This is a genomic window from Halomonas sp. E19 (genome assembly GCF_052439355.1).
GTDB lineage: Bacteria > Pseudomonadota > Gammaproteobacteria > Pseudomonadales > Halomonadaceae > Halomonas.
This window is the reverse complement of record NZ_JBNFWU010000001.1, coordinates 3,166,158-3,193,031: the sequence shown is the minus strand read 5'-3', so window position 1 is coordinate 3,193,031 and position 26,874 is coordinate 3,166,158. Positions and strand designations below refer to the sequence as shown.

18 protein-coding genes and 6 pseudogenes are annotated in these 26,874 nt (G+C 66.8%); 5 read left to right on the top strand and 19 right to left on the bottom strand.

Annotated elements, in window-relative coordinates; all coding sequences use genetic code 11:
• Positions 1 to 12: 12 nt before the first annotated feature.
• The 4 genes from pstA to ACUDAL_RS16655 are packed head-to-tail and all read right to left on the bottom strand — an operon-like array spanning position 13 to position 3,606.
• Entirely contained in the window at positions 13 to 1,551 is a 1,539-nt protein-coding gene (gene pstA, locus ACUDAL_RS16670; protein ID WP_444678915.1) for a phosphate ABC transporter permease PstA, read from the bottom strand.
• Positions 1,548 to 2,681: an ABC transporter permease subunit gene (locus tag ACUDAL_RS16665; protein ID WP_444678914.1), complete on the bottom strand. Its 1,134-nt coding sequence runs from the start codon at positions 2,679 to 2,681 to the stop codon at positions 1,548 to 1,550. Before ACUDAL_RS16665 ends, pstA begins: the two co-directional genes overlap by 4 nt.
• Before the next feature lie 47 nt (positions 2,682 to 2,728).
• Positions 2,729 to 2,992: a hypothetical protein gene (locus ACUDAL_RS16660; protein WP_444678913.1), complete on the bottom strand. Its 264-nt coding sequence runs from the start codon at positions 2,990 to 2,992 to the stop codon at positions 2,729 to 2,731.
• Positions 2,986 to 3,606 (bottom strand): substrate-binding domain-containing protein, encoded by a 621-nt coding sequence (locus tag ACUDAL_RS16655; protein WP_444678912.1) that lies wholly within the window; start codon positions 3,604 to 3,606, stop codon positions 2,986 to 2,988. The genes ACUDAL_RS16660 and ACUDAL_RS16655 overlap by 7 nt, the downstream gene beginning before the upstream one ends.
• Before the next feature lie 313 nt (positions 3,607 to 3,919).
• Between ACUDAL_RS16655 and ACUDAL_RS16650 the strand changes: the two genes are divergently transcribed.
• A complete protein-coding gene (locus ACUDAL_RS16650) occupies positions 3,920 to 4,330 on the top strand; it encodes an acyl-CoA thioesterase (RefSeq protein ID WP_444678911.1) in 411 nt (136 codons plus the stop codon).
• Positions 4,331 to 4,434: 104 nt separating this feature from the next.
• Here ACUDAL_RS16650 and ACUDAL_RS16645 read toward each other — a convergent pair whose 3' ends face one another.
• The 3 genes and pseudogenes from ACUDAL_RS16645 to hexR all read right to left on the bottom strand — a co-directional run bounded on the left by ACUDAL_RS16645 (position 4,435) and on the right by hexR (position 8,914).
• Entirely contained in the window at positions 4,435 to 5,523 is a 1,089-nt protein-coding gene (locus tag ACUDAL_RS16645; RefSeq protein WP_444678910.1) for a TRAP transporter substrate-binding protein, read from the bottom strand.
• Positions 5,524 to 5,654: 131 nt separating this feature from the next.
• Positions 5,655 to 7,860, bottom strand: a pseudogene (gene uvrD / locus ACUDAL_RS16640) (DNA helicase II).
• 190 nt (positions 7,861 to 8,050) lie between these two features.
• Complete coding sequence (gene hexR / locus ACUDAL_RS16635; protein WP_444678909.1) at positions 8,051 to 8,914, bottom strand: transcriptional regulator HexR; 864 nt, start codon at positions 8,912 to 8,914, stop codon at positions 8,051 to 8,053.
• 208 nt (positions 8,915 to 9,122) lie between these two features.
• Here hexR and ACUDAL_RS16630 point away from each other — a divergent pair, with 208 nt between their 5' ends.
• Positions 9,123 to 9,323 (top strand): PA3496 family putative envelope integrity protein, encoded by a 201-nt coding sequence (locus tag ACUDAL_RS16630; RefSeq protein ID WP_444678908.1) that lies wholly within the window; start codon positions 9,123 to 9,125, stop codon positions 9,321 to 9,323.
• Positions 9,324 to 9,393: 70 nt separating this feature from the next.
• Here ACUDAL_RS16630 and ACUDAL_RS16625 read toward each other — a convergent pair whose 3' ends face one another.
• Positions 9,394 to 10,740, bottom strand: coding sequence for a sodium-dependent transporter (locus ACUDAL_RS16625; protein ID WP_444678907.1), 1,347 nt, complete (start codon positions 10,738 to 10,740; stop codon positions 9,394 to 9,396).
• A 784-nt stretch (positions 10,741 to 11,524) separates the two neighbouring features.
• Between ACUDAL_RS16625 and ACUDAL_RS16620 the strand changes: the two genes are divergently transcribed.
• Positions 11,525 to 12,127 (top strand): undecaprenyl-diphosphatase, encoded by a 603-nt coding sequence (locus ACUDAL_RS16620; protein ID WP_444678906.1) that lies wholly within the window; start codon positions 11,525 to 11,527, stop codon positions 12,125 to 12,127.
• A gap of 64 nt (positions 12,128 to 12,191) precedes the next feature.
• On the opposite strand, the pseudogene glmS reads toward ACUDAL_RS16620, so the two are convergent.
• The 5 genes and pseudogenes from glmS to ACUDAL_RS16595 form a co-directional block, all read right to left on the bottom strand.
• Positions 12,192 to 14,023, bottom strand: a pseudogene (glmS, locus tag ACUDAL_RS16615) (glutamine--fructose-6-phosphate transaminase (isomerizing)).
• A gap of 21 nt (positions 14,024 to 14,044) precedes the next feature.
• Positions 14,045 to 15,411 (bottom strand): annotated as a pseudogene (gene glmU, locus ACUDAL_RS16610) (bifunctional UDP-N-acetylglucosamine diphosphorylase/glucosamine-1-phosphate N-acetyltransferase GlmU).
• A gap of 86 nt (positions 15,412 to 15,497) precedes the next feature.
• Positions 15,498 to 16,567, bottom strand: a pseudogene (locus tag ACUDAL_RS16605) (FAD:protein FMN transferase).
• Positions 16,568 to 16,600: 33 nt separating this feature from the next.
• Complete coding sequence (locus tag ACUDAL_RS16600) at positions 16,601 to 17,182, bottom strand: undecaprenyl-diphosphate phosphatase (RefSeq protein ID WP_444678905.1); 582 nt, start codon at positions 17,180 to 17,182, stop codon at positions 16,601 to 16,603.
• A gap of 62 nt (positions 17,183 to 17,244) precedes the next feature.
• A pseudogene (locus ACUDAL_RS16595) lies at positions 17,245 to 17,412 on the bottom strand (undecaprenyl-diphosphate phosphatase); the annotation flags it as partial.
• 346 nt (positions 17,413 to 17,758) lie between these two features.
• Between ACUDAL_RS16595 and mgtE (ACUDAL_RS16590) the strand changes: the two are divergent.
• Positions 17,759 to 19,108 carry a magnesium transporter gene (mgtE, locus tag ACUDAL_RS16590; RefSeq protein ID WP_444678904.1) on the top strand — a complete coding sequence of 450 codons (1,350 nt, stop codon included), beginning with the start codon at positions 17,759 to 17,761 and terminating at the stop codon, positions 19,106 to 19,108.
• Positions 19,109 to 19,219: 111 nt separating this feature from the next.
• Entirely contained in the window at positions 19,220 to 20,365 is a 1,146-nt protein-coding gene (locus tag ACUDAL_RS16585; RefSeq protein WP_444678903.1) for a cation diffusion facilitator family transporter, read from the top strand.
• Between the two features lie 22 nt (positions 20,366 to 20,387).
• On the opposite strand, the gene mgtE (ACUDAL_RS16580) is transcribed toward ACUDAL_RS16585, so the two are convergent.
• The 6 genes and pseudogenes from mgtE (ACUDAL_RS16580) to ACUDAL_RS16555 form a co-directional block, all read right to left on the bottom strand.
• Positions 20,388 to 21,761, bottom strand: coding sequence for a magnesium transporter (gene mgtE / locus ACUDAL_RS16580; RefSeq protein ID WP_444678902.1), 1,374 nt, complete (start codon positions 21,759 to 21,761; stop codon positions 20,388 to 20,390).
• Positions 21,762 to 21,915: 154 nt separating this feature from the next.
• A complete protein-coding gene (locus ACUDAL_RS16575; RefSeq protein WP_444678901.1) occupies positions 21,916 to 22,344 on the bottom strand; it encodes a F0F1 ATP synthase subunit epsilon in 429 nt (142 codons plus the stop codon).
• Between the two features lie 25 nt (positions 22,345 to 22,369).
• Entirely contained in the window at positions 22,370 to 23,746 is a 1,377-nt protein-coding gene (gene atpD / locus ACUDAL_RS16570) for a F0F1 ATP synthase subunit beta (RefSeq protein ID WP_444678900.1), read from the bottom strand.
• A gap of 68 nt (positions 23,747 to 23,814) precedes the next feature.
• A pseudogene (gene atpG / locus ACUDAL_RS16565) lies at positions 23,815 to 24,698 on the bottom strand (F0F1 ATP synthase subunit gamma).
• Between the two features lie 68 nt (positions 24,699 to 24,766).
• A complete protein-coding gene (atpA, locus tag ACUDAL_RS16560; RefSeq protein ID WP_444678899.1) occupies positions 24,767 to 26,311 on the bottom strand; it encodes a F0F1 ATP synthase subunit alpha in 1,545 nt (514 codons plus the stop codon).
• 16 nt (positions 26,312 to 26,327) lie between these two features.
• Complete coding sequence (locus tag ACUDAL_RS16555) at positions 26,328 to 26,864, bottom strand: F0F1 ATP synthase subunit delta (protein ID WP_444678898.1); 537 nt, start codon at positions 26,862 to 26,864, stop codon at positions 26,328 to 26,330.
• Between the last annotated feature and the right edge of the window lie 10 nt (positions 26,865 to 26,874).

The following is a 26,874-nucleotide window of genomic DNA, read 5'->3' as shown; positions in this document are numbered from 1 at the left end:
CGACTCCTCGAGTCAGCGGCGCGGCTGCACACCGTGACGCACCCTGAAATGATGCCGCAACAATATGGCAGTCAGGTTAAGCACCAGGATCACCAGCACCAGCAGCAGCGCCGTGGCATAGACCACCGGCATGGCGGCCTGCACGTCGTCGCCGTGGAAGGCCGTGTCGTAGATGTGGTAGCCCAGGTGCATGAACTTGCGCTCAAGATGGAGGAAAGGAAAGTCGCCGTCCACCGGCACCTGAGGCGCCAGCTTGGCCACGCCGACCAGCATCAGCGGAGCCACTTCCCCGGCGGCCCGCGCCACGGCCAGGATCACCCCGGTCAGCATGGCCGGCACCGTCATCGGCAGCACCACCCGGGTCAGGGTCTCCAGCCGCGTGGCGCCCAGCGCCAGGGCACCCTCGCGCTGGTGCGACGGGATGCGCGCCAGCCCCTCCTCGGTGGCCACCACCACCACCGGCAGGGTCAGCAGCGCCAGGGTCAGCGAGGCCCACAGCAGCCCGCCGGTGCCGAAGGTGGGCGACGGCAGGGTGTCGCTGAAGAACCACTCGTCCAGCGTGCCGCCGATGCCGTAGACGAACACCCCCAGCCCGAACACGCCGTAGACGATCGACGGCACCCCCGCCAGGTTGCGCACCGCGATGCGCACCAGGTGGGTCAGGCGGCCCTGGTGGGCGACCTCGTTGAGATAGATGGCCGCCAGCACGCCGAAGGGCGTCACCAGCAGCGACATCAGCATCACCATCAGCACCGTGCCGAAGATTGCCGGCCACACCCCGCCGGCGGTGTTGGCCGCCCGCGGCCCCTCGGAGAGAAAGCGCCACACCCCTCGCGCCCAGGCCGCCAGCTTGGCCGCCCCGCTCATGGCGTTGGGCCGGGTGGCCGCCAGCACCTCGTCCAGCGGCTGGTGCAGGCGGCGCCCGTCGACGCTCTCCAGCACCGCCACGTCGCCGCGCATCGCCTCCTGCAGCCGCTGAAGGCGCGCATCGAGCTCGGCCAGCGCCTGCTGCGCCTGGCGATCGCCGGGGTTTCGCTCCAGGTGGGCAACGAGCGGCCGCAGCGCCTCCCGGCGCAGGCGCTCGCGTTCATCTCGCAGCGCCTGCAGCGCGGCCAGGCGCCGTTCGAGCGCGGGCCAGGCCGCCTCCTGCCCATAGCGCTCACCGCCGGCCAGCTCGATCGCCAGCAGCCGGCCGATGAAGTCGCCGTAGCGCTGGCGCTCTAGCACGACCAGCGCCTCGGGGCGCTCGGTGCGGGCGATCTCGTGCAGCGCCACCCAGCGCCACACATGGCCGTCCAGGTCGCGGTTGGCGGTGAAGTAGAGCCGCTCGCGACCTTCGCCGAGGGGCAGCGGCAGTTCGCGGATCTCGCGCCCAGCCAGGCGCTCGCCGTCATGCAGCGCCACCAGCTCCACCGGGGCCGGCCAGAACAGCGCCAGCCCGCGCACGGCGATCAGCGTGAGCAGACCGCCCAGCAGCAGCAGCGACAGGGCCACGCTGGCGGCACAGAGCCAGGCCCAGGGCCCCTCCGAACGCGGCAGGCGACCCTTCACGGTGCGCTGCCCAGCCAGCGATAGCGGCGCCTCAGCCGCGTCCGCACGATTTCGGCCAGGGTGTTGACCAGGAAGGTGAACAGGAAAAGCAGCAGCGCCGCCAGGATCAGCAGCAGGTAGGGCTGGCTGCCAGGAATCGCCTCGGGCAGCTCCACGGCGATGCCGGCCGCCATGGTACGCATGCCTTCCAGCGGGCTCAGGCTCATCAGCGCGGTATTGCCGCTGGCCATCAGCACGATCATGGTCTCACCCACGGCGCGCCCGGTGCCGATCATCACGGCGGCGAACACGCCGGGTGCCGCGGCCGGCAGCACCACCCGGCACAGGGTCTGCCAGCGGGTCGCGCCCAGCGCCTGGGCGCCCTCGCCCAGGCTCGCCGGCACCCCGGACAGCGCCTCCTCGCTCAGCGCATAGACGCTGGGCATGACGGCAAAGCCCATGGCCAGGCCGACGATCATGGCATTGCGAGTGGCGTAGTCCAGGCCGAAGCGGCTGTCGAGCCAGGCGCGCAGATCGCCGCCGAAGAGGCTCGCCTCCAGCCACGGGGAGAGCGCCAGAGTGGCGAAGGCCACCGCTGCCAGCCACGGCAGCAGCCACAGCCCGGCCCAGGCCAGCGGTGCGCGCTGGCGCAGCCGCGCTGTCAGCCGGCGCCACACCCCGGCCACCAGCAGCACGGTCAACGGCAGGGTCAGCAGCAGCGCCAGCGCCCCGGCCAGGTGGCGTTCGATCCAGGGCGCAAGCACCAGCCCCGCGACGAAACCGATCACCACCCCGGGCAGCGCCTCCATCAGCTCCAGGGTCGGCTTCAGGTGGCTGCGCAGGCGCTGCGACATGTACAGCGACGAATGCACGGCTGCCCCCAGCGCCAGGGGAATGGCGAAGACCAGCGCCCAGAAGGCGGCCTTGAGCGTGCCCCAAGCCAGCGGCGACAGCGACAGGCGGATCGACGCCGGGTCCAGCCTGCCGGCGAAGAGCGCCGGCAGCACCTCCACGGCCAGGAAGGCCCCGATGGCCATCACTGCCGCGATCACCGCAATGCCGCCGGTGGCAATCAGCACGCCGGCCAGCCGATCGCGCAACTGGCGTCGACGGAAGCGGGAGGAAGCGGGAAAGGCGGGAGGTTCGGTCATGAACAGAAGAGTAAGACGCCTTGATGACAGTTGAATGACAGCCGGTGCTAGGGGTCGTCCAGCCCCAGCCGGCGCCGCTGCTGCATGACCACGGTCTCGGGCAGCGCCACGAACCCCAGCTCCGTCACCGTGGCCTGGCCGCGGGGCGACAGGACCAGCTCGAAGAAGGCGCGCTCCGGCCCCGCCAGGCCCTGACCCGGCGGCAGGTTGGCATAGACGAAGAGCGAGCGCCCCAGCGGGTAGTCGCCACGCTGCACCGAAGCGGCATCGGGCCGGTGCACGCGCCCCTGCGCATCGGTCAGCGTCAGCACCTTGACCCCGGGGTCAGGTGATTAAGCCCGGCATAGCCCAGGGCGTCCAGGCTCTCGGTGACGGCGGCGACCACGGCGGCCGAGCCGGAGTGCTCGTTGAGGCGGCGCCGATACTCGCCGCCGCACAGAGCGCGCTCGCGAAACAGGCCGTAGCTGCCCGAGGCGCGGTTGCGCCCATGCAGCTGGATCCTGCCGGCGGGCGCCGTCACCCCCAGCGCGGACCAGCGCTCGATCGGCGCCTCTCCGCCGCAGCGGCGCGTGTGCGAGAAGATCGCATCGAGCTGTGCCAGGCTCAGGCTGTCCAACGGATGGTGGCGATGCACGATGACCGCCAGCGCATCCCGAGCCACCTCGATCTCCACCGGCGGGTAGCCGTGGGTGGCGATAAAGGCCTCGCGCTCACGGTCGCTCATGGCCCGCGACATCGGTCCCAGCCGCGTGGTGCCTGCGGTCAGCGCGGGCGGCGCACTGGCCGAGCCGCTGGCCAGCAGCTGCAAACGAATGCCTGGATGGGCGTCGCCGAGCTGCTCGCCCCAGCGCAGCATCAGCCCGGCCAGGGTGTCGGAGCCGACGATGCCCAGGGTACCGACTGGCGCCTCGGCCCGTGCCGCCAACGCAGCCAGCAGCAGCAGGCAGGCGGCGAACCAGCACGACAGGCGGCGGCCCGGGCGGTAAGGCGAAGCGCTGACTCAGCAACATGGTTCACTCCTGAGGGCGAGCGAGGACAACGATGGGCAAGGCGATCCAGGCCTGGCGCTCGGCTGCGGCGACGCGGTCATCGCAACGGCGACGCTGCATCGGCATGGGACGGCAGATCGCCGCAGTACTGGGATCGCTCGCATTAGGCGTTTATGATGGCGCACGCATCGTCCGCGCTGCACTGCAATACTCTCAACCGACAACAACAAGCCGAGCTTACGACAATCCATGACCGATCTCGACGACGTTCCCTCTCCCCAGGGCCAACTGACGCTCAAGCTGCTGGCCTCGCGCCAGGACACCAACGTCTACGGCGACATTCCCGGCGGCTGGCTGGTGCGCCACATGGACCAGGCCGCCGAGCTGGCCGCAGGCCGCGAAGCGCTGGGCCGTACCGCCACCGTGGCCATCGAAACCATGGATTTCCTGTGCCCGGTGCGGGTCGGCTCGATGGTCAACATCTTCACCGCCGTGCGCGAAATCGGCCACAGCTCGGTCAAGATCGACGTGGAAGTGTGGATCCGCCAGCCCCACGAGCGCGAGAACAGCGAACTGCACAAGGTCACCGAAGCGCGCTTCGTGATGGTGGCGCTTGACGACAAGGGCCGGATTCGCGCGGTGCGCCAGCCGGGCCTGTGAAACGCCGGGGCGTGCGCTATTTCAGCGAATGCCCGCCGCCTGCACAAAAGCCAAGGGCGCCACGCGGGCGCCCTTGACGTTCACGGCGAAGCGATCGCTGAGGTTCAGCCACCCACCGCTTCGCGTGCCTTCAGGTAACTGAACTCGCCGATGTCGCTGAACGGGCGTACCACCTTCTGGAACGCCACGTAGGATTCGTAGACCTTCTTCGAGTCCGGGTCGTTATCGATCTGGTTCTGGATCACCTGCTGCGAGGCGTCGTACAGCGCCTGCATGACGTCCTCGGGGAAGGTGCGCAGCTGCACGCCGTGCTCGGTCACCAGGGTGTCGAGCGCCTGGGCGTTGCGGAAGGCGAACTCGCTGATCATGGCCAGGTTGGACGCCTTGGCCGCTTCGCGCACCACGTCCTTCAGGTCGTCGGGCAGGGCGTTCCAGGCATCCAGGTTGACGGTGCCTTCCAGCACCGCGGACGGCTCGTTCCACACCGAGGTGTAGTAGTAGTCGGCCACCTGATGCAGGCCAAAGGCCATGTCGTTGTACGGGCCGACCCAGTCGGCGGCGTCGAGCACGCCGGTCTGCAAGGAGGTGAAGATCTCGCCGCCCGGCATGTTGACGGTGGTCACGCCGATGGCGTTCATCGCTTCGCCGGCCAGGCCCGGCAGGCGCAGGCGGATGCCGCGCATGTCCTCCAGGGAGTTGATCTCCCTCTTGAACCAGCCGGCCATCTGGGTGCCGGTGTTGCCGACCGCGAACGGCTTCAGGTTGTGCTTGGCGTAGATCTCGTCCCACAGCTCCTGGCCGCCGCCGTGGTACAGCCAGGCGTTGGTTTCGGTGGTGTTCATGCCGAACGGCACGGCGGTGAAAAACTGCGAGGCAGCGACCTTGCCGCGCCAGTAGTAGGCGGCGGAGTGACCCATCTCGGCGGTGCCGGCGGCCACGGCGTCGAACACCTCCATGGCGGGCACCAGCTCACCCGCGCCATGCACGCGGATGCGCATGCGGCCGTTGGAGAGCTGTTCGATGCGCCGGGCGAAATCGTTGGCACCCGTGCCCAGGGCCGGGAAATTGGTCGGCCAGGAGGTGACCATGTCCCAGGTGATGGTGTCCTGCGCCTTGGCGGTGGAAACGAAGGGCGCGGCGGCGACGCCGGCGGCACCGAGGCCGACGGTCTTGAGGAAGTTACGGCGTTGCATGCAGGCATGACTCCGGCTGGTTGTTCTGAGTCGCGTCTTGTGTTGCGCGATGTGTCCGCCGCAGAGTATGCGACAAGGGGGAATTCACCGGCAAGCCAAGCGTTTGTCTGACTTACCGCTACCCCTCTCGCCTACAGCGGCGTGAGCTTGGCAAACCCAAGCACCAGCCACTTGTCGCCGACCCCTTCGAAGCTGACCTGCACCCGGGCGCGCTCGCCCTGCCCTTCGGCGTTGAGGATCACCCCTTCGCCGAAGATCGGGTGGCTCACCCGCTGGCCGAGGCTGAGGCTGGGCAGGTCGCCGCCGCCGTCGACCGAGGTCTGACGCGACAGCCCCACCGCCGGGCGCATGGCCGTGACCGGGCGCGAGACCTGCCCACGCAGGCGCACCTCTTCCAGGCACTCGGCGGGCAGCTCGCGCAGGAACCGCGACGGCCGCTGGAAGGTCTCCTTGCCGTGCAGACGGCGGATCTCGGCGTGGGTGAGGTAGAGCTTGCGCATGGCGCGGGTCAGGCCGACGTAGCACAGTCGGCGCTCCTCCTCGAGCCGGCCGGGCTCCTCCAGCGACATCTTGTGCGGGAACAGCCCCTCTTCCACCCCGGCGATGAACACCAGCGGAAACTCCAGCCCCTTGGCCGAATGCAGGGTCATCAGCTGCACGCTGTCCTCGAACTCGTCGGCCTCGTGGTCGCCGGCGTTGAGCGCCGCCTCGGCCAGGAATGCCTCCAGCGCCACGGCCCCTCGCCGACCTCGGGCGGCTCGAAGGACTCGCCCTGGGTGAAGGCGCGGGCGGCGTTGATCAGCTCCTCCAGGTTCTCGACCCGGGCCTGCCCCTTCTCGCCCTTCTCGCTGCGGTGGTGCTCGACCAACCCCGACATGGTGTTCACGTGATCGATGATCTCGTGCAGCGCCAGGCCCGCGGTGTCGTTGTCGAGCCGTTCGACCAGGTCGGCGAAGGCCTGCAGCGACGCCCCGGCGCGCCCCTTCAGCGCGCCCTCGGCCAGGCCATCGTGCAGCGCTTGCCACAGCGAGGCGCCGGTGACTCGCGCCCGCTCGCGCAGCAGCTCCACGGTGCGGGTGCCGATACCGCGGGCCGGCACGTTGATGATGCGCTCGAGCGAGGCGTCGTCGTCGCGGTTGAGCAGCAGGCGCAGGTAGGCCAGGGCGTTCTTGATCTCCAGCCGTTCGTAGAAGCGCTGTCCACCGTAGATGCGGTAGGGCATCCCTTGGCGGATCAGGGTCTCCTCGAGCACCCGCGACTGGGCGTTGGAGCGGTAAAGGATGGCCACGTCGCGGCGCCGGTAGCCCTCGTCGACCTTCTCCTTGATGGTGTCGACGATGAAGCGCGCCTCGTCCAGGTCGTTGAAGCCGGCATACACCGAGATCGGCTCGCCGCGCGCGCCGGCCGTCCACAGCTGCTTGCCCATGCGCTCGGTGTTGTGGCTGATCAGCGCATTGGCGGCGTCGAGGATGGCGCTGGTGGAGCGGTAGTTCTGCTCCAGCCGCACGGTCCTGGTGGCAGGGAACTCCTGCTCGAAGCGGCGAATGTTCTCGATCCGCGCCCCGCGCCAGCCGTAGATCGACTGGTCGTCGTCGCCGACCACCGTCATCGGCGTCCTCACGCCGGTGAGCAGCTTGAGCCAGGCGTACTGCAGGGTGTTGGTGTCCTGGAATTCGTCGACCAGCACGTGGCCGAAGCGCTCCTGGTAGTGGGCCAGCAGCGCCGGGGTATCGCGCAGCAGCTCCAGGCTTCTCAGCAGCAGCTCGCCGAAGTCGATCAGGCCGCCGCGCTCGCAGGTGAGCTGGTAGCGCTCGTAGAGCTCGACCATCTGCGCCAGGTAGGCGTCGCCGTGGACGTCGACCTGGTGCGGGCGCAGCCCCTCCTCCTTGCAGCCGGAGATGAAGTACTGCACCTGGCGCGGCGGGTAGCGCTCGTCGTCGATCCGGTGGTCCTTGAGCAGCCGCTTGATCAGCCGCAGCTGGTCGTCGGAGTCGATGATCTGGAAATGCTGCGGCAGCCGCGCGTCCTGCCAGTGGGTGCGCAGCAGGCGATGGGCGATGGAGTGGAAGGTACCGACCCAGACGTTGCGCAGCGACAGCCCCAGCAGCGCCTCGAGCCGCGTGCGCATCTCGCGGGCGGCCTTGTTGGTGAAGGTCACGGCGAGCACGGCATAGGGCGACAGCCCTTCGGCCTGCATCAGCCAGGCGATGCGATGCACCAGCACCCGAGTCTTGCCGGAGCCGGCTCCGGCCAGCACCAGCATGTTGCCCTGGGGGCGCTCACCGCCTCGCGCTGGGCCGGGTTCAACTGATCGAGAATCGCCGTGACGTCGTCCATGGAAGGGGTCTGCCGCTGGAAAAAATGAGCGCCCAGCTTAGCATATCCGCCCGTCCAATCCTCGACCCGAGCGGCGCCGGGGACAGGTCGAAGCGGAGGTCATCCTTCAGGGATGAAGGATGTAGCGCCCAGGAAGGGTTCACAGCGCCTCCGCCTAGACCTGTCGCCGGAACAGCCGCGGGCTAGGCCGCTAGGGCTTTCCCTCCTGCTCCGGAAACCGCAGCGGCGTCAGGCTCTTCTTGACCGCCTTGAGCTGCTCGGCGAGCTTCGGCCCGCGGGTCTTGGCCACCCCCACGGCGAGCACGTCGACCAGCACCAGGTGGGCGATGCGCGAGCTCATCGGGGTATAGATCTCGGTGTCCTCATGCACGTCGATGTAGAGCGGCAGGGTCACCTCCTCGGCCAGCGGCGAGCCGGTGGGACACAGCCCGATCACCGTGGCGCCGGCCTCGCGAGCCAGGCGCACGCTGGCGACCAGCGCGCGGGTGCGGCCGGTCTGGGAGATCGCCACCACCACGTCGCCCTCCTTGAGCGTCACCGCCGACATGTTCTGCATGTGCGGATCGGCATAAGCGGCGGTGGAGATCTGCAGGCGGAAGAACTTGTGCTGGGCATCGAAGGCCACCGCACCGGAGGCGCCGAAGCCATAGAACTCCACCCGGTTGGCCATGGCCAGTGCCTGGATCGCCCGGCTCAGAGCATCGTTGTCGAGCCGGTCGCGCACCGACAGCAGGGTACCCACGGTGGAGTCGAAGATGCTTTGCGAGAACTCGGCGACGGAGTCGTCGTCGTTCATCGAGAACTGGGCGAACTGGCTGCCCGACGCCAGCATCTGCGCCAGCTTGAGCTTGAAGTCCTGAAAGCCGTTGCAGCCCAGCGCCCGGCAGAAGCGCACCACGGTCGGCTCGCTCACCTTGGCCTCGGTGGCCAGGTCGACGATGCGCATGTGGATCACTTCCTCGGGGTTACGCAGCACGAAGCGCGCCACTTTCTGCTCGGAGCGACGAAAATGCTCCATGCGGCGTCTCATTTCATCGAACAGGGCGCGGCTCACGCTGAACTCCTTGGTTTCACGAACGCAGCAGCCAGTATGCCCCATCCGACGCCGGCTGTGGGAGTTTCGCACCCAGCGTGGACAGCCCGTCCGTCACATTTCCGTCAGTGAGTTATAGTAAAAGTCGAGTGTCGCGCCGTTAGCCGGCACGCAACATGAACCCATGGAACAAGGTGTCAGGCAAAAGAAGAAAAAGGGAGATTCGATCATGCGAAAGGTCGAACGGGTTACTTCCGTCAAGAACGAACTTCTCGATATCTACATGAGCCTCAACGTCGCCGAGCACGAGAAACGCTCACGCTGTGCCGCCCAGCGCAACCTGCGCGCCCGGCGCGGCATCGAACTGCACAACGAATTCAAGCGCCTGGAGCGCGACATCGCCGACCTGGTCGACGACGAAACCCATTGAAACGGCCGCCCCGAAGGGCGGCCGGTCGGCTTCCGGGCCCGCCTGGCGCGGCCCGGGGTAACGCGTTGACTCAGCCGAGCAGCGAGTTGACGAATACTACGATGACGCCCAGCGGTGCCACGTAACGCGCCACCAGGTGCCACAGCCGCTCCATGCCGCCCGCCAGCCGAAGCTCAGCGGCCACGCTGCCGCGCTCCAGGCACCAGGCCACGAACACGATCGCGCCGAGGCCAGTCAGCGGCAGCAGGATCTTGCTGGTGAAGGTGTCGAGCAAGTCGAACACGTTCAGGCCAAACATCACCGGCCCCGGCCAGACGTTGAACGACATCAGCGCCGCGATGCCCAGCACCCACACCGCCACGGCGCTCACCAGGGTGGCCATCACCCGCGTCAGCGGCGTGCGCTCCTCGACGAACTCCACCACCGGCTCGAGCAGCGAGATCGCCGAGGTCAGAGCGGCAAAGGTCAGCAGCAGGAAGAACATCAGCCCCAGCAGCATGCCGCCGGTAATGTTGCCGAAGGCCAGCGGCAGGGTGACAAAGATCAGCCCCGGCCCTTCGCCGGCGCTCAGGCCGTTGGCGAACACGATAGGGAAGATGGCCAGGCCGGCCAGCAGGGCGATCACGGTATCCAGGATGATCACCGTGCGTGCCGTACCCAGCAGGTTGACGTCCTCGCCCAGGTAGGAGCCGTAGGCCATCATGATGCCCATGCCCAGCGACAGGGTGAAGAACGCCTGCCCCATGGCCGCCAGCACCACGCCGCCGGTCAAAGCGCTCCAGTCTGGGCGAAACATGAAGGCCAGCGCTTCGCCGAAGTGGCCGGTGGTCATGCCATAGCCCACCAGCACCAGCAGCAGCACCACCAGTGCCGGCATCAGGGTACGCGCCGCGCCTTCCAGCCCCTTGGTCACGCCACGCGCCACGATCCACACCACCAGCGCCATGAACGCGGTGTGCCACAGCAGCAGCGCCCCCGGGCTGCCCAGCAGGCCGGTGAAGACGGCGGCGACGCCGTCAGCGTCTTGACCGGTAAAGGTACCGGTGACCGAGTTCAAGGTGTAGGAGAGCGACCAGCCGCCGATCACGCTATAGAAGGAGAGGATCAGGAACGCCGCCAACACCCCGCTGACGCCGACCAGCGCCCAGGCCTTGGGCTGGCCGTTGCGGCTGGCCAGCTCCGCCATCGCGTTGATCGGGTTCTTCTGCCCGCGCCGGCCGATCAGCCATTCCGCCACCAGGATCGGCAGGCCTACTACCGCCACGCACGCCAGGTAGACCAGCACGAAAGCGGCGCCTCCGCTGTCGCCCACCATGTAGGAAAAGCGCCAAATATTGCCCAGCCCCACCGCCGAACCCGCCGCCGCGAGAACGAAGCCCATTTTCGACGACCACTGCGCATGGACGTGTTTTGACATGTATCACCTATTGTTCTGTAGATGGTTGTTAAGGTGTTTCAGGTACGGAAATACAGTAAAAAACGATGCATTTACGCCTGATTGTCGGCAAATCTATCCGATCAAACGCTAGAAGGCCAGCGGCTGGCTTGGCCGATGGTGCACTGCGGCCAGGCGGCCCGAGGGCGCCTGGCGCGCTCAGGAAAACGCGTGGGAGCGAGCCAGAGCGAGGCGTGACGGTGAACAAGGCAGGGCGAGCCCCCAAATAACAGCCGTCGGAAGAAGAGCCTGCCAAACGTGGCGACAGGCAAGCGCCACGGAGGAGGCCGGCACGGTGCGGGTATGCACAATGAAGAAAGAGGTTTTCCCCTATTTTATCCACAGCCTCAAGCACCGAAACCAGGCCGCTGGATACGCCAGGCGACGGCGTTCGTCAAGCCTTTCGATGCGCGAGAGCGGTGGCCTGTGAGCCGTGGAAATCCCGTGTAACGGGAGTTGTGGCTTTTCTTGCCGCGCGTGAAGCCGGACAGGGCCGACTCTGGCCGCAGTGGCAAACGACAGGAGAACGCCTCGCTATTCCCTGTGACCACCATAAGTTATCAACAGGCGGTGGAACGCGACTTTCACGCACCCCTTGTGGAAAAGATGATGCCGAATCGCTCGCTTCCAGCACATCGCCGGAGCACAGGGGGAAGGGCCAGGCTGTCATCGCGGTGTCACAAAAACGGTGGGCAAGCCCCGGGCCCAAATGGCAGGATGGCAGCGTTACGCCAGTCACAAGGAAGCGCATACGCGCAGCACGCTCATGGAACAGACGCTGAATCTCGCCCTCTTTACTCGCCTTAACGCGCCGGTGGACGTCGACCCGCGCTGGCTGCTGATCGCCGAACAGCTGGCGGAGCGCCTGATCTGGGCGGTGCCGCTGCTGCTGGTGATCGGCTGGCTGCGTGGCAGTGACCGGCTCAAGCGCCCGCTGCTTGAGGCCTTCATCGCCACCATGCTGGCCCTGGCGGCAAGCTGGGTGATCGGTTATCTCTGGCCCACGCCGCGCCCCTTCATGGTGCCGATAGGCCAGCATTTCCTCGACCATTCGCCCACTCCGGCCTTCCCCAGCAATCACGCCACCATCATGCTGACCATGGCATTCAGCCTGCTGCTGCACTCGGGCACTCGCCGCATCGGCCGCTACCTGCTGCTGCTCGCCCTGCCGGTGGCCTGGGCCAGGGTGTTCCTCGGCGTGCACTTCCCGCAGGACATGCTCGGTGCCCTGGTGCTGGCGGCCGCCATGGCGCTGCTGGTCGGCGCCAGCCGCCACTGGCTGGTGCTGCCCTTCTACCATCACGTGGCCAGGCGGCTCTATCACATCCTGTTCGCCCCGCTGATCAGCCGCGGCTGGGTGGAACGCTAGGCATACGCCCAGCTTCCACCGCAGCGGCGGCTTCTCGCTGCCATGTCTACGGCAAGGAGCCTGGCTACTCTACCGTGACCGACTTGGCCAGGTTGCGCGGCTGGTCGACGTCGGTGCCCTTAAGCACGGCGACGTGGTAGCTCAGCAGCTGCAGCGGGATGGTGTAGAGAATCGGTGCCAGGGCTTCGTGCACGTGAGGCAGGCACAGCACGCGCACGCCTTCCTCCTCCTTGATGCCGACCTGCTCGTCGGCAAACACGAACAGCTCGCCGCCGCGGGCGCGCACTTCCTGCAGATTGGACTTCAGCTTGTCGAGCAGTTCGTCGTTGGGCGCCACGGAAATGACCGGCATCTCGCTGTCGACCAGCGCCAGCGGGCCGTGCTTGAGCTCGCCGGCGGGATAGGCCTCGGCGTGGATGTAGGAGATCTCCTTGAGCTTCAGCGCGCCTTCCAGGGCGATGGGGAAGTGAGCGCCGCGGCCGAGGAACAGCGCGTGGTGCTTCTCGGCGAAGGCCATGGAGAGCGCCTCGATCGCGTCGTCCAGCGCCAGCACCTGGTTGACCAGTCGCGGCAGGCGGCGCAGGTTATCGACCAGCTCGGCCTGGGTGCCTGCGGCCAGCCCCTTCACGCGGCCCAGCGCCAGGGTCAGCAGCATCAGCGCGGTCAGCTGGGTGGTGAAAGCCTTGGTGGAAGCCACGCCGATCTCGGGGCCGGCCTGGGTCATCAGGGTCAGGTCGGATTCGCGCACCAGCGAGCTGCCCGGCACGTTGCAGATCGCCAGGCTGCCGAGGTAGCCCTGCTCGCGGGCAAAACGCAGCGCCGCCAGGGTGTCGGCGGTCTCACCCGACTGGGAGAGGGTCACGAACAGCGTGCCTTTCGGCACTACCACGGTGCGGTAGCGATATTCGGAGGCCACCTCCACCTGCACCGGCACGCCGGCGTAGCGCTCCAGCCAGTAGCGCGCCACCATACCGGCATGGTAGCTGGTGCCGCAGGCGACGATGTGAATCTGCTTGACCTGCTGGAACAGCACCTCGGCGTCGGGGCCGAAGCATTCGGGCGGCACCGAGCCCTCACCCAGCCGCCCTTCCAGCGCCGCCGTGATCACCGTGGGCTGCTCGAAGATCTCCTTCTGCATGAAGTGACGGTAGTCGCCCTTGCTGGCTGCGCCGTCACCGTGCTCGAAGGTGTGCACCTCGCGCTCGGCCGTGCCCCCGCGGCATCGAAGATCTCGATACGCCCGGCGCCCGAAAGGCGCACCACGTCGCCCTCCTGCAGGTAGATGAAGCGGTCGGTGACCTGTAGCAGCGCCAGCGGGTCGGAGCCGAGGAAGGCTTCGTCGATACCGGCACCCACCACCAGCGGGCTGCCCTTGCGCGCGCCGACGATCACGCCGGGCTCGTCGGCGTGGATCACGCCCAGCGCATAGGCGCCATGCAGCCGGGCCAGCGCCGCCTGCACCGCGCCGAGCAGGTCACCGTGGCGGCGGTACTCGCGGTCGACCAGGTGAGCCACCACTTCGGTGTCGGTTTCCGAGGTGAAGGCATAGCCGGCCTCGGCCAGCTCGCCGCGCAGCGCCTCGTGGTTCTCGATGATGCCGTTGTGCACCACCGCCACGCGCTCGTTCGAGACGTGGGGATGCGCGTTGATCTCACTGGGCTTGCCGTGCGTGGCCCAGCGGGTATGGGCGATGCCGCAGCGGCCGACGAGGGACTGGGTCGCCAGCCGCTCCTCCAGCGCCGCCACCTTGCCCACCGCGCGGCTGCGCTGAAGCCCATCGGGCGAGAGAATGGCCATGCCGGCCGAGTCGTAGCCGCGATACTCCAGACGCTTGAGTCCTTCGAGCAGTATGCCTTGAACGTTACGCTGGGCGACGGCCCCCACGATTCCACACATGAACGCTACCTCCTTGGCTGATCATTGATCCTGTTGCTTGGTCGGGCGCTGCCAGTCCGGCTTGCTGATCTGGCGGCCCCGGGACACCGCCAGGGCGTGATCGGCAACGTCCTTGCTGATCGTCGAGCCCGCGCCGATGGTGGCGCCCTTGCCGATGCTCACCGGCGCCACCAGCGCCGTGTTGGAGCCGATGAAGGCCGCATCGCCGATCTCGGTCACATGCTTGCGGGCGCCATCGTAGTTGCAGGTGATGGTGCCGGCGCCCACGTTGACGTCCTGGCCCAGGCGGGCGTCGCCCACGTAGCTCAGGTGGTTGATCTTGCTGCCTTCGCCCACCTCGGCATTCTTGGTCTCGACGAAGTTGCCGACCTTGGCACCCACCGCCAGGCGGGTGCCGGGACGCAGCCGGGCGAAGGGGCCGATGCGGTTGTGGCCGGCGGCCACGACGCCTTCGAGCACGCTGTGCGGCTCGATGACGGTGCCGGCGCCGATGTGGCTGTCGCGGATCACGCAGTGCGGGCCGATGCGCACGCCTTCGCCCAGCTCCACCTCGCCTTCGAACACGCAGCCCACGTCGATCTCGACGTCGTGGCCGCAGCGCAGCCGGCCGCGCACGTCGAGGCGCGCCGGATCCATCAGGGCAACCCCTGGGTCATCAGCGCGTCGGCGATACGCGCCTGGTGGGCGCGCTCGAGCCTGGCCATCTGCACGCGGTTGTTGACGCCTTCCACTTCCAGCGCATCGGCCGGTTGGGCAGTGGCAATGGCGACTCCTTCGGCGGCGGCCATGGCGATCACATCGGTCAGGTAGTACTCGCCCTGGGCGTTGTCGGCGGAGAGCCGCGGCAGCCAGCGCTTCAGCTGGGCGGCGGTCATCGCCATGATGCCGGTATTGCATTCGCGTATCGCCAGCTCATGCTCGGCGGCATCCTTCTGCTCGACGATGGCCACCACCTCGCCAGCCTCGTTGCGCAGAATGCGCCCGTAGCCGCTGGGGTCGTCGAGGGTCACGGTCAACAGGCCCATGCGGCTCTCGTCGACCTGGGCCATCAGCGCAGCCAGGGTCTCGTGGCGAATCAGCGGCACGTCGCCGTAGAGCACCAGCACCCGGCCATCGCCAAGGCCCTCCAACGCCTGGGCCACGGCATGGCCGGTGCCCTTCTGTTCGGCCTGCACGGCGAAGCTCACCGGGTAGTCCGCCAACGCCTCGCGCACCCGCTCGGCGCCGTGGCCGATCACCACATGCAGGCGCTGGGCCTCCAGCCGGCGTGCCGTATCGAGCACATGCCGTACCATCGGCTTGCCGGCCAGGCGATGCAGCACCTTGGGCAGGTCCGAGCGCATCCGCGTGCCTTGGCCCGCGGCCAGTACCACCACATCGAGGGTCATCGTTGGCTCCTTGTTCCTTCTGGTTTCCATGGTGTGGCCCGCCGGGCGGGCCGTGCGTCCCTGTCGCCGGGCGGCGCCACCGCCGCTCAGCGCACCAGGATGCCGAGCTCTTCCATCAGCTCGGCGCCGAGATAGTCAGCGAAGGCGGGGCTCGCCACGCTGGCCCAGCCTTCGTCCTCACGTACCAACATCAGCACCTTGAGATCCTCCTCGCGGGCCAGCGCCAGGCCCTCCTCGTCGCCCAGTACCAGCATGGCGGTGGCCCAGGCGTCGGCCCAGGCGTTGGAAGGATGCGCCACCGTCACCGAGGCCACGCGATGGTCGATGGGGCGCCCGCTGCGCGGATCGATAGTGTGCGAGAAGCGCTGGCCGTCCTCCTCGAAATAGTTGCGATAGTCGCCGGAGGTGGCGATCGAAATGGCGTGCAGCGGCAGGATGAACTGGGCCTCCTGGCGGTCGGTCAGCGGCGCCTCGATGCCGACTCGCCACGGCTGCTGCTCGGTGTCGCGGTAGCCGCGGGTGACCAGGTCGCCGCCCAGATTGACCAGGTAGTGCTCCAGGCCCTGGGCGTCCAGGTAGGCGGCGACCCGGTCGGTGCCGTGGCCCTTGGCCACGCCGCCCAGGTCGATGAAGACGTCGCGCAGGCGCCGCGCCTGCATGGCCTGCTCGTCGATCTCGATGCTGCCCGGGCCGACCTCGCTCAGGCGCTGCTGCAGCGTGCCGGGGTCGGGCACCTCGCGCGGGCGGGCTTCGGAGCCGAAGCTCCACAGGTTGACCAAGCCGCCGATGGTGATATCGAAGGCACCGTGGCTGGCCTCGGCGACCGACTGGCTGATCGCCAGCACCTCGATCAGTTCGTTGGAGAGCGGCTGCCATTCGCCCAGCGGGGCCTGATTGAAGGCCATCAGCTCGGAGTCGTCGCGGTAGATCGACATGGCCGCATCCACTTGTTCCAGCACGTCCACCAGACCCTCGTCGAGCCGCTGCGCCTGCCCTGGGTCAGGCTGTCGGCGATCGACACCTGATAATAGGAGCCGAAGATGGCGCCTTCGAGGCGAACCGGCGAATCCAGCGGCCGGTCGCTCTCGGAGCAGCCGGCCAGCAGCCCTCCCAGACACAGCATGGAGACCGCCACGGGGCGCAGGACAGAGTTCATGGTTTCAGGACTCCTCGATAGAGTGAGACGCGGCTACCAGAAGATCCACAGCAGCCACAGCCCAAGCACGATGCGGTAGATAACGAAGGGCTGCATGCCGATCCGCTTGATGAAGGCCAGGAAGTAATGGATGCAGAGGTAGGCGCTCAGCCCGGAAAGCACCACGCCTGCCGCCATGGCCTGCCAGTCGATCTCCCGCGGCATCTGCACCAGCCCGACAATCTCCAGCCCCGAGGCCAGCGCCGTGACCGGGATCGACAGCAGAAACGAGAAGCGCGCCGCGCCCTCGCGGCTCATGCCCAACAGCAGGGCCGCTGTCATGGTGATGCCGGAACGCGAAGTACCGGGGATCAGCGCCAGCGCCTGAGCGGCGCCGATCCATAGCGCATCGCGCAGGGTAAGCTGGTATTCGCTGCGCCCCGGGCGCTTGTGCCAGTCAGCATACCCCAGCAGCAGGCCGAAGCCGATCAGCGAGAAGCCGATCAGGATCGGCGAGCGCATGCTGTCGCTGATGACATCGTGCAGCAAGAAGCCGGCCACGCAGACCGGGATCGTCGCCAGCAGTACCCACCAGGCCAACCGGGCGTCCGGGTCGTCGGTCCCATGGCCTGACATGCCCCCCGGAGCGAGGCTGCGAAACTCGCGCCCATGCGCCGCAGGTCGTGGCGAAAATAGGCCACCACGGCAATCAGGCTGCCTAGGTGCACCGCCACGTCGAAGGTCAACCCCTGATCGCTCCAGTCGGTCAGCACCGGAACCAGAATGAGGTGAGCCGAACTCGAGATCGGTAAAAATTCGGTCAATCCCTGAACCACCGACAGTACGATGACCTGCAGCCAATCCATTTGGCACTCTCCTTTTCGGCAAGGGCAAACGCCGCTTGACACAAACTCACGACAGGACGCACAGAGGATACACGCCCCTTGGCTCTTGTCCGCCGTGTCCTGTTACAAAACTCGCCGCAGACCCCGCCAACGTTGCGTCTTGCCGATTCCGGGCCTAGAATGCGCGCGCCGCCGAATCGCGGCGACATCCATCACCGAGGACGTTATGGAACCTCCGAGTCGACAGACAACGACGGACTTTCCACTGACCGGCGACGCATGCTGCGCGCTCGGGACGCCATCGGCCTGATCCCCCAGGCTTGATCGCGGTTCCTGCGCGTACGCGATGCGCGCCAGGAGCCTGACCATGAGCTATGCCATCCTCGCTGCCTCCCTGCGCAGCGCCATGCAGCGTGACGACCAGGACACCATCGAGCGCCTGATCGCCGACATGCAGCCGGCCGACCTGGCCGAATTCGTCCAGCACGAGCAGAGCGACACCGTGCTGTCGCTATTGCAGCACCTGCCGCTCGACCAGCGCGCGGTGGCCTTCGGCTACCTCAGCGAAGCGCTGCAGGAAGAGCTCGCCTTCCGCCTCAGCGATACCAAGCTGGCGGAACTGCTGCGCCACATGAGCGCCGACGAGCGCACCGACCTGTTCAAGCAGCTCGACGAGGCGCGCCAGCAGGCGCTGCTCCACGTGCTGCCGCGCGCCGAGCAGGAGAGCCTGCGCAAGCTGGCCAGCTACGCAGAGGGCACCGCCGGGGCGATCATGACCTCGGACTACGTGGCGATCCCGGCCTACTACGACGTGACCCGCGCCCTGGACAAGGTGCGCACCACCGGCGCCAACGCCGAGACGGTCTACCAGCTCTACTGCATCGACACTGAAGGCCGGCTGCTCGGCACCGTCTCGCTGCGCGAGCTGATCCTGGCCGAGCCCGACACCCAGGTCGCCGAGCTGATGACCGAGGAGGTGGTATTTGTGACCGCCGCCGAGACCCAAGAGGAGGTGGCGCGGCTGGTGGCGCGCTACGACCTGCTGGCGCTGCCGGTGGTGAACGGCGGCGAACGGCTGGTAGGGATCGTCACCTACGACGACGCCATGGACGTGGCCGAAGAGGAGGCCACCGAGGACATGCACAAGGGGATGTCGATCGGCAAGCTTGAGGGCGGGCTGCGCAACGCCGGCCTGTTCGAACTCTACCGCAAGCGGATCGTGTGGCTGGTGCTGCTGGTGTTCGCCAATATCTTCTCCGGCGCCGGCATCGCCTACTTCGAGGAGACCATCGAGGCCTACATCGCACTGGTGTTCTTCCTGCCCCTGCTGGTGGACAGCGGCGGCAACGCCGGCTCCCAGGCCGCCACGCTGATGGTGCGCGGCATGGCCACCGGCGACGTGCGCACCCGTGACTGGACGCGGCTGCTGGGACGCGAGGTGCTGGTGGCCGCCGGGCTGGGGCTGACCATGGCGCTGGCGGTATCGGTGGTGGGGGTGTTCCGCGCCGGCACTGAGATCGCCATGGTGGTGGCAATGAGCATGGTGCTGATCGTGATCATCGGCAGCCTGATCGGCATGATCCTGCCGTTCCTGCTCAATCGCCTGGGCTGGGACCCGGCCACCGCCTCGGCGCCGCTGGTGACCTCCATCGCCGATGCCTCAGGGGTGCTGATCTACTTCGCCATCGCCACCGCGGTGCTGGGCCTGCCGGGCTAGCGCTTCAACTGGCAGGGCGGGAGTGCGAGAATCAATGAAAGAGAATTATTCGCCTCCCGCCTGCGCTGCGGGACCTGGAGCCACCCAAATGATCGCCACCCCGACCTGGCCGTGCACAACCGCGAAGCCAAGCGCGCCACCTACATTGCCGCCTGGCTGGACGGCCTGCTCGGCTGTGCCAAGGTGGTAGTGGGTGTGCTGGTAGGTTCGGCGGCCTTGGTGGCCGATGGCATTCACTCGTTCTCCGACTTGGTCACCGACGGCTTCGTGCTGGCGGCCACCCACTATGGCCGCCAGGGCCCCGATCACGACCACCACTACGGCCACGGCCGCATCGAGACCCTGGCCACGCTGCTGCTGGGCAGCGTGCTGATCTTCGTGGCCGGCGGCATCGCCTGGTCGAGCCTGCAGCGGCTGCTCGGCGGCACCGAGATCGCTGCCCCGGGGCTCTGGGCCATGCTGCTGGCACTGGCCGCCCTGCTGGCCAAGGAGTGGCTGTTCCACTACACCATGCGCATTGCCAGGCGGGTGAAGTCGAAGCTGCTCGAGGCCAACGCCTGGCATTCGCGCTCCGACGTGCTCTCCACCGCGGTGGTGCTGGTGGCACTCATCGGCGCCCAGTTCGGCTTCGGCTGGCTCGACGCCGTGGCGGCGGTGATCGTCGGCCTGCTGGTGGGCAAGGTGGGCTGGGACCTGCTGTGGGAGTCGGCCCGCGAGCTGGTCGATACCGCCCTGCCGGCCGATGCCCAGCAGCAGATGCACCAGGTGGCGCTTGAGGTACCCGGCGTGGAAGGCGTACACGACCTGCGTACCCGCCAGTCGGCCGGGCATGCCATCGTCGACCTGCATGTGGTGGTGGGCCCGCGCATTAGCGTGTCGGAGGCCCATGAGATCGGCAACGAGGTCAGCCGCCGACTGCGCCTCGCCTATCCTGCGCTCAGCGACGTGACTTTTCATATCGATCCCGAGGATGACGCCGGCGAGGGCGATCCCAGCCGCTTCCCGGGCCTGCCGCTGAGGCCGGAGGTGACCTCTGCCCTCGATGCGCGCTGGAACCATCATCCCGCCTGGCGCAACCTGACCCACCTCGAGCTGCACTACTTGGACGGCAAGGTATCCGTGGCACTGGTCATTGCCGGCGCGACCGACACCTCTCCCCAGCGCCTGGCCAGCCAGCTGAAGGCCCAGGCCGAAGACATCGGCTGGCTGGGCCAGGTCGAAGTACTCTATGAGACGCGTGGCGCCAGCCCGCACTGAAGCGGTGGGCGCCGCGGCCAGCCTATAGCCCGGTCAATACCGCCGTGGCGATCGTGAAGTAGATCAGTACCCCGCAGGCATCGATCAAGGTGGTCACCAGCGGCGCCGAGGCCGTGGCCGGGTCCCAGCCCACACGGTTGAGCAGAAACGGCAGGCACATGCCGAGCAGGCTGCCGAATAGCACGATGGTCACCATGCTGGTGGCCACCACCATGGCCACGGCCTCACCGCCGCGCATCACGCCGATCGGTGCCACCGCGAGCGCCATGGTCAGCCCTAGAGAGCCGGCCACCAGCAGCTCACGGCCCAGCAACTTGCTCCAGTCCTTGACGCCCACGTCGCCGGTAGCCATGCCGCGCACCATCAGCGTGGCGGCCTGAGCGCCGGCATTGCCGCCACTCCCGATCAGCAGCGGCAGGAAGAATACCAGTGCCACCTGCGCGGCAATGGTGTCCTCGAAGTAGGCGATGCCAGCGCCCGAGAAGAGGTTGGCGAACACCAGCAGTACCAGCCAGGTGACGCGCTTGCGGTAGAGGCTCCAAAGCGGTACCCGACTGACGCCATCCTCCAACTGGCCGATGGACATCCCCTTGTGAAAGTCCTCGGTGGCCTCGGATTCCACGACGTCCATGGCGTCATCGTGGGTGACGATGCCCACCAGGCGCTCGTCATGATCCACCACCGGCATCGCCAGCAGGTCGTAGCGCGCCACCAGCCGGGCCACTTCTTCCTGCTCTTCATCAACGGCAATGCGGATCACGTCCTTGATCATCAGGTCGTCGACCTGGGCGCCCGGGCGCGCCACCATCAGCTGGCGCAGCGACAGGGTGCCGGCCAGCTTGCCGTCCGGGTCGATGATGTAGAGCTGATAGACGGTCTCGGCGTCGGGCGCGGTCTGGCGCACGCGCATCATCGCCTTGGATACCGTCATGCCGCTGGGAATGGCGACGTAGTCCGAGGTCATGATCGCCCCAGCGGTGCCCTCCTCGTAGCTGGCCAGCCGCTTGAGGTCCTCGCGCTCCTGGCGTGCCATGCGTCGCAGCAGCGCCTCCTGGCGATCTTCATCGAGCAGGTTGAACAGGTCGGCCCTCTCGTCGGAGCCCATCTCCTCGAGTACCGAGAGCAGCAGCTCGTCGGCCATGGACTGGGCTACCAAAAGCTGGATTTCACCCGGTAGATAGCCGATGACGTTGGCCCGGCGCTCGAGCGACAGGTAATCGAGCAGCTTCAGCACGGTGGGAAGGTCATCTTCCTCTTCGACCAGCTCCTCAAGAATCTCAGAGAGATCCGCGGCCCGCAGCTCGGGCAGCAACTCATCGAGGCGTTGGCGCTCCTCCTGCTCAAGGGCAGCCAGCAGCGTTTCCTTCTGCTCCTGCAGCTGTTCGCTCAGTGACATGATCACCTCCTTTCCCACATCGTCAGTTTCCGATACCGGCTGACGCCGTGGCATGCATGCGGCCCCAGACCTTCCTGATTGCAAATAGCATGATAACAGAGACAAAAACGCCCCCGAACAGCGTTCGGGGGCGTTTTGTGGCAATCGGCTGGAATCAGCCCTTGCCGGCCTTCTTGCGCAGCTGCTGAATGGTACGCAGCTGGGCCACGGCTTCCGCGAGTTCGGCGGCGGCGCGGGTGTAATCCAGCTCCGCCGACTTGTCGTTGAACGCCTTCAGGGCATGCTGGCGGGCTTCCTCGGCGGCGGCCTCGTCGAGGTCGCCGGCGCGGGAGGCCGCATCGGCCAGTACGGTCACCACGTCGGGCTGCACTTCCAGGAAGCCGCCCGAAACGTAGAAATTCTCTTCCGTACCGCCTTCCCGAATCACCCGGATCGGCCCTGGCTGAAGCTCGGTCAGCAGCGGGGCGTGCCCGGGCAGGATACCCAGGTCGCCCATGATGCCGGAAGCGATGAGCTGCTCGATCTCACCCGAGAAGATCGCCTCTTCGGCGCTGACGATGTTGCACTTGAAGCTGTTCGCCATAGCGAAGTCCCCCTGGTGGACGGCCTTACTTCATCTGGTTGGCTTTTTCGACGGCCTCGTCGATGCTGCCCACCATGTAGAAGGCCTGCTCCGGCAGGTTGTCGTATTCGCCGTTGAGGATGCCCTGGAAACCACGGATGGTGTCCTTCAGCGACACGTACTTGCCCGGGGAGCCGGTGAAGACCTCGGCCACGAAGAACGGCTGCGACAGGAAGCGCTGGATCTTACGCGCGCGGGCCACGGTCTGCTTGTCCTCGTCGGACAGTTCGTCCATGCCCAGGATCGCGATGATGTCCTTGAGCTCCTTGTAGCGCTGCAGCACGTTCTGCACACCGCGAGCGGTGTTGTAGTGCTCTTCGCCGACGACCAGCGGGTCGAGCTGGCGCGAGGTGGAGTCCAGCGGATCGATGGCCGGGTAGATACCCAGTTCGGCGATCGAACGCGCCAGTACCACGGTGGCGTCCAGGTGGGCGAAGGTAGTGGCCGGCGACGGGTCGGTCAGGTCGTCCGCGGGCACGTAGACGGCCTGCACGGAGGTGATCGAGCCCACCTTGGTGGAGGTGATGCGCTCCTGCAGAACGCCCATCTCCTCGGCCAGGGTCGGCTGGTAGCCTACCGCCGAGGGCATACGGCCCAGCAGGGCGGATACCTCGGTACCGGCCAGGGTGTAACGGTAGATGTTGTCGACGAACAGCAGCACGTCGCGGCCTTCATCGCGGAACTTCTCGGCGATGGTCAGGCCGGTCAGGGCCACGCGCAGACGGTTGCCCGGCGGTTCGTTCATCTGACCGTATACCAGCGATACCTTGTCGATAACGTTCGACTCGGTCATCTCGTGGTAGAAGTCGTTACCTTCACGGGTCCGCTCACCCACGCCGGCGAACACGGAGTAACCGCTGTGCTCGATGGCGATGTTGCGGATCAGCTCCATCATGTTGACCGTCTTGCCTACGCCGGCGCCGCCGAACAGGCCGACCTTGCCGCCCTTGGCGAACGGGCAGACCAGGTCGATGACCTTGATGCCGGTCTCGAGCAGCTCGTTGGAAGCCGCCTGCTCGGCATAGGTGGGCGCCGGACGGTGAATGGGCATGCGCTCCTGCTCACCGATATCGCCGGCCTCGTCGATCGGCCGACCCAGCACGTCCATGATGCGACCCAGGGTCTCCTTGCCCACCGGCACGGAGATCGGTGCCCCGGTGTTGGTGGTCTCCATGCCGCGCTTCAGGCCCTCGGTGGAGCCCATGGCGATGGTACGCACCACGCCGTCGCCCAGCTGCTGCTGGACTTCGAGCACGGTCTCGGAGTTGGCGACGTTGAGCGCGTCGTAGACCTTGGGAACCGAGTCCCGCGGGAACTCGACGTCAATCACCGCGCCGATGATTTGTACGATACGTCCGCTCATCTTGCGATCCTCTCAAATACCTGCAAATGAAACCTGTACCGGGAGAGCACGGCGGCTCTCCCCGGGCGCTATACGGCGGCGGCACCGCCGACGATCTCGGAAATTTCCTGGGTGATGGCGGCCTGGCGGGCCTTGTTGTACACCATCTCCAGATCGTCGATCAGTCCGCCGGCGTTGTCGGTGGCGTTCTTCATGGCGATCATCCGGGCCGCCTGTTCGCAGGCCCTGTTCTCGACCACCGCCTGATAGACCTGCGATTCGATGAAGCGAACCAGCAGGCTATCCAACAGCGCCTTGGCATCCGGCTCATACAGGTAGTCCCAGCTACCGGGACGCTTGTTGTCCTCGTCATCCGCATCGGCCCCCATGTCGGGGGAGAGCGGCAACAGCTGACGAACCACCGGCCTTTGCGTCATGGTGTTAATGAATTCGTTGTACACCACGAACAGGCGGTCGACCCGCCCCTCGTCGTAGGCGTCCAACATCACCTTGACGCTGCCGATCAGATCCTCGACCTCGGGCGATTCGCCCAGGCCGCTCTTGGCCGCCACCAGGTTGCCACCGTAGTTGCGGAAAAAGCCGCCTGCCTTGCTGCCCAGGGCGCAGAAGTCGAGCTCCGCCCCTCGTTGCGCCACGCCATGGCGTCCTTGATGACGGCCTTGAACAGGTTGACGTTCAAGCCGCCACACAGGCCGCGATCGGTGGAGACCACGATGTAGCCGACCCGCTTCACCTCGTCACGCTCGATCATGTAATCGTGGCGGTATTCGGGGTTGGCGTCGGCGATATGGCCCACCACGTTGCGGATCTGCCGGGCGTAAGGCTGGCTGGCCTTCATCAGATCTTGCGCTTTACGCATCTTCGACGCAGCGACCATTTCCATGGCGCTGGTGATCTTCTGCGTATTCTTGATGCTCCCGATCTGGGTGCGTATCTCTTTTGCAGCTGCCATAGCGATCTACTCCGTTCGTAGCCCTCAGAAAGCTTCTGGGCCCGCCCATGGCGGGCGGGCCTGCGGCATTACCAGCTCTGAGTGGCCTTGAACTGCTCGAGACCCTGCTTCAGCCCTTGCTGGATCTCGTCGCTGTAGTCGCCGGTCTGGTTGATCTTGTCAAGCAGCGCACCGTGCTCGGACTTCATGTACTCGTGAAGAGCACGCTCGAAGTCCAGCACCTTGCTCACCTCGACGTCATCCAGGAAGCCTTCGTTGGCGGCATACAGCGACACGCCCATCTCGGCCACGGACAGCGGCGAATACTGCTTCTGCTTCATCAGCTCGGTGACGCGCTGACCGTGCTCCAGCTGCTTGCGGGTGGCTTCGTCCAGGTCGGAGGCGAACTGGGAGAAGGCCGCCAGCTCGCGATACTGGGCGAGTGCCAGACGCACGCCGCCGCCGAGCTTCTTGATGATCTTGGTCTGGGCTGCACCACCGACGCGGGAGACCGACAGACCGGCGTTGATGGCCGGACGGATACCTGCGTTGAACTGGTCGGTTTCCAGGAAGATCTGGCCGTCGGTGATCGAGATCACGTTGGTGGGAACGAACGCGGACACGTCGCCGCCCTGGGTCTCGATGATCGGCAGCGCGGTCAGCGAGCCGGTCTTGCCCTTGACCTCACCGTTGGTGAACTTCTCCACGTAGTCGGCGTTGACGCGAGCGGCACGCTCGAGCAGGCGCGAGTGGAGATAGAAGACGTCACCCGGGTAGGCTTCACGGCCCGGCGGACGACGCAGCAGCAGGGACACCTGACGGTAGGCCCAGGCCTGCTTGGTCAGATCGTCATAGACGATCAGCGCGTCCTGACCGCGGTCGCGGAAGTACTCGCCCATGGTGCAGCCGGCGTAGGGCGCCAGGAACTGCATCGGGGCCGGGTCGGCGGCGCCGGAAGCGACGACGATGGTGTGATCCATCGCGCCGTGCTCCTCGAGCTTGCGCACCACGTTGGCAATGGTCGACTGCTTCTGACCGATGGCCACATAGATACAGGTGACGCCCTTGCCCTTCTGGTTGATGATGGCGTCGACGGCGATGGCCGACTTACCGATCTGGCGGTCGCCGATGATCAGCTCGCGCTGGCCGCGGCCGATCGGCACCATGGCGTCGATCGCCTTGAGGCCGGTCTGGATCGGCTGGTCGACCGACTGACGGGTGATGACGCCCGGGGCGACCTTTTCCACCGCGTCGGTCAATTTGGCGCCCACGTCGCCCTTGCCGTCGATGGGGTTGCCCAGCGGGTCGACCACGCGACCGACCAGCTCGGGGCCCACCGGCACCTCGAGGATGCGGCCGGTACAGCTGGCGGTCATGCCCTCTTCCAGCTGCAGGTAGTCGCCCAGCACCACGGCGCCCACGGAGTCGCGCTCAAGGTTGAGCACCATGCCGTAGATACCGCCAGGGAATTCAATCATCTCACCGAACATCGCATCCTCAAGGCCGTGAATCTTCACGATGCCGTCGGAGACGCTGACGATGGTGCCCTGATTGCGGGCTTCGGATGCGACATCCAGCTTTTCGATACGCTGCTTGATGATGTCGCTGATCTCGGAAGGATTCAGTTGCTGCATGCCATGTCCCTCAGACTCAGGCGGTAAGGGCTTCGGAGAGGCGGTTCAGCCGACCGCGCACCGACCCGTCGATGACGGTGTCGCCGGCGCGCAGGATGACGCCCCCGATAAGCTTCGGATCCACCTGAGTGGTAATGGAGATTTCGCGATTCAGCCGCTTCTTGAGCGCGCCTGCGAGCTTGTTCTGCTGCTTGTCGTCGAGCGCGAAAGCCGACACCACGGTGACGTCGACACGCTTGTCATGGTCGGCGCGCAGCCGTTCGTACTGCTCGGCGATGGCACCCAGGGCAGTCAGCCGCCCCTTGTCGGCGAGGGTGTCCAGGAAGCGACGCGCCGCGTCGTCGACCTTGGCCTCGGCCAGTTCGATGACCAGTTCGACCTTGCGGGCGCTGGTCAGCTTGGGGCTGGCGAACAGTTTCTGAGCATCACGCTGCGCAACCACCTGGCCAAGCTTGAGCAGCATATCGGACCAGGCTTCCAGCGCCTTGTGGTCACGCGCGTACTCGAATGCCGCCTTGGCGTAGGGGCGTGCGACGGTAGACGTTTCCGCCATGGGTCACCTC

Coding starts and splice junctions, on each gene's coding strand:
- atpA (WP_444678899.1), bottom strand. CDS start 26,311: ATGCAGCAACTGAATCCTTCCGAGATCAGCGACATCATCAAGCAGCGT.
- ACUDAL_RS16620 (WP_444678906.1), top strand. CDS start 11,525: ATGGAACAGACGCTGAATCTCGCCCTCTTTACTCGCCTTAACGCGCCG.
- ACUDAL_RS16650 (WP_444678911.1), top strand. CDS start 3,920: ATGACCGATCTCGACGACGTTCCCTCTCCCCAGGGCCAACTGACGCTC.
- ACUDAL_RS16630 (WP_444678908.1), top strand. CDS start 9,123: ATGCGAAAGGTCGAACGGGTTACTTCCGTCAAGAACGAACTTCTCGAT.
- ACUDAL_RS16645 (WP_444678910.1), bottom strand. CDS start 5,523: ATGCAACGCCGTAACTTCCTCAAGACCGTCGGCCTCGGTGCCGCCGGC.
- mgtE (WP_444678904.1), top strand. CDS start 17,759: ATGAGCTATGCCATCCTCGCTGCCTCCCTGCGCAGCGCCATGCAGCGT.
- ACUDAL_RS16555 (WP_444678898.1), bottom strand. CDS start 26,864: ATGGCGGAAACGTCTACCGTCGCACGCCCCTACGCCAAGGCGGCATTC.
- atpD (WP_444678900.1), bottom strand. CDS start 23,746: ATGAGCGGACGTATCGTACAAATCATCGGCGCGGTGATTGACGTCGAG.
- ACUDAL_RS16625 (WP_444678907.1), bottom strand. CDS start 10,740: ATGTCAAAACACGTCCATGCGCAGTGGTCGTCGAAAATGGGCTTCGTT.
- ACUDAL_RS16575 (WP_444678901.1), bottom strand. CDS start 22,344: ATGGCGAACAGCTTCAAGTGCAACATCGTCAGCGCCGAAGAGGCGATC.
- ACUDAL_RS16600 (WP_444678905.1), bottom strand. CDS start 17,182: ATGTCAGGCCATGGGACCGACGACCCGGACGCCCGGTTGGCCTGGTGG.
- ACUDAL_RS16665 (WP_444678914.1), bottom strand. CDS start 2,681: ATGACCGAACCTCCCGCCTTTCCCGCTTCCTCCCGCTTCCGTCGACGC.
- mgtE (WP_444678902.1), bottom strand. CDS start 21,761: ATGTCACTGAGCGAACAGCTGCAGGAGCAGAAGGAAACGCTGCTGGCT.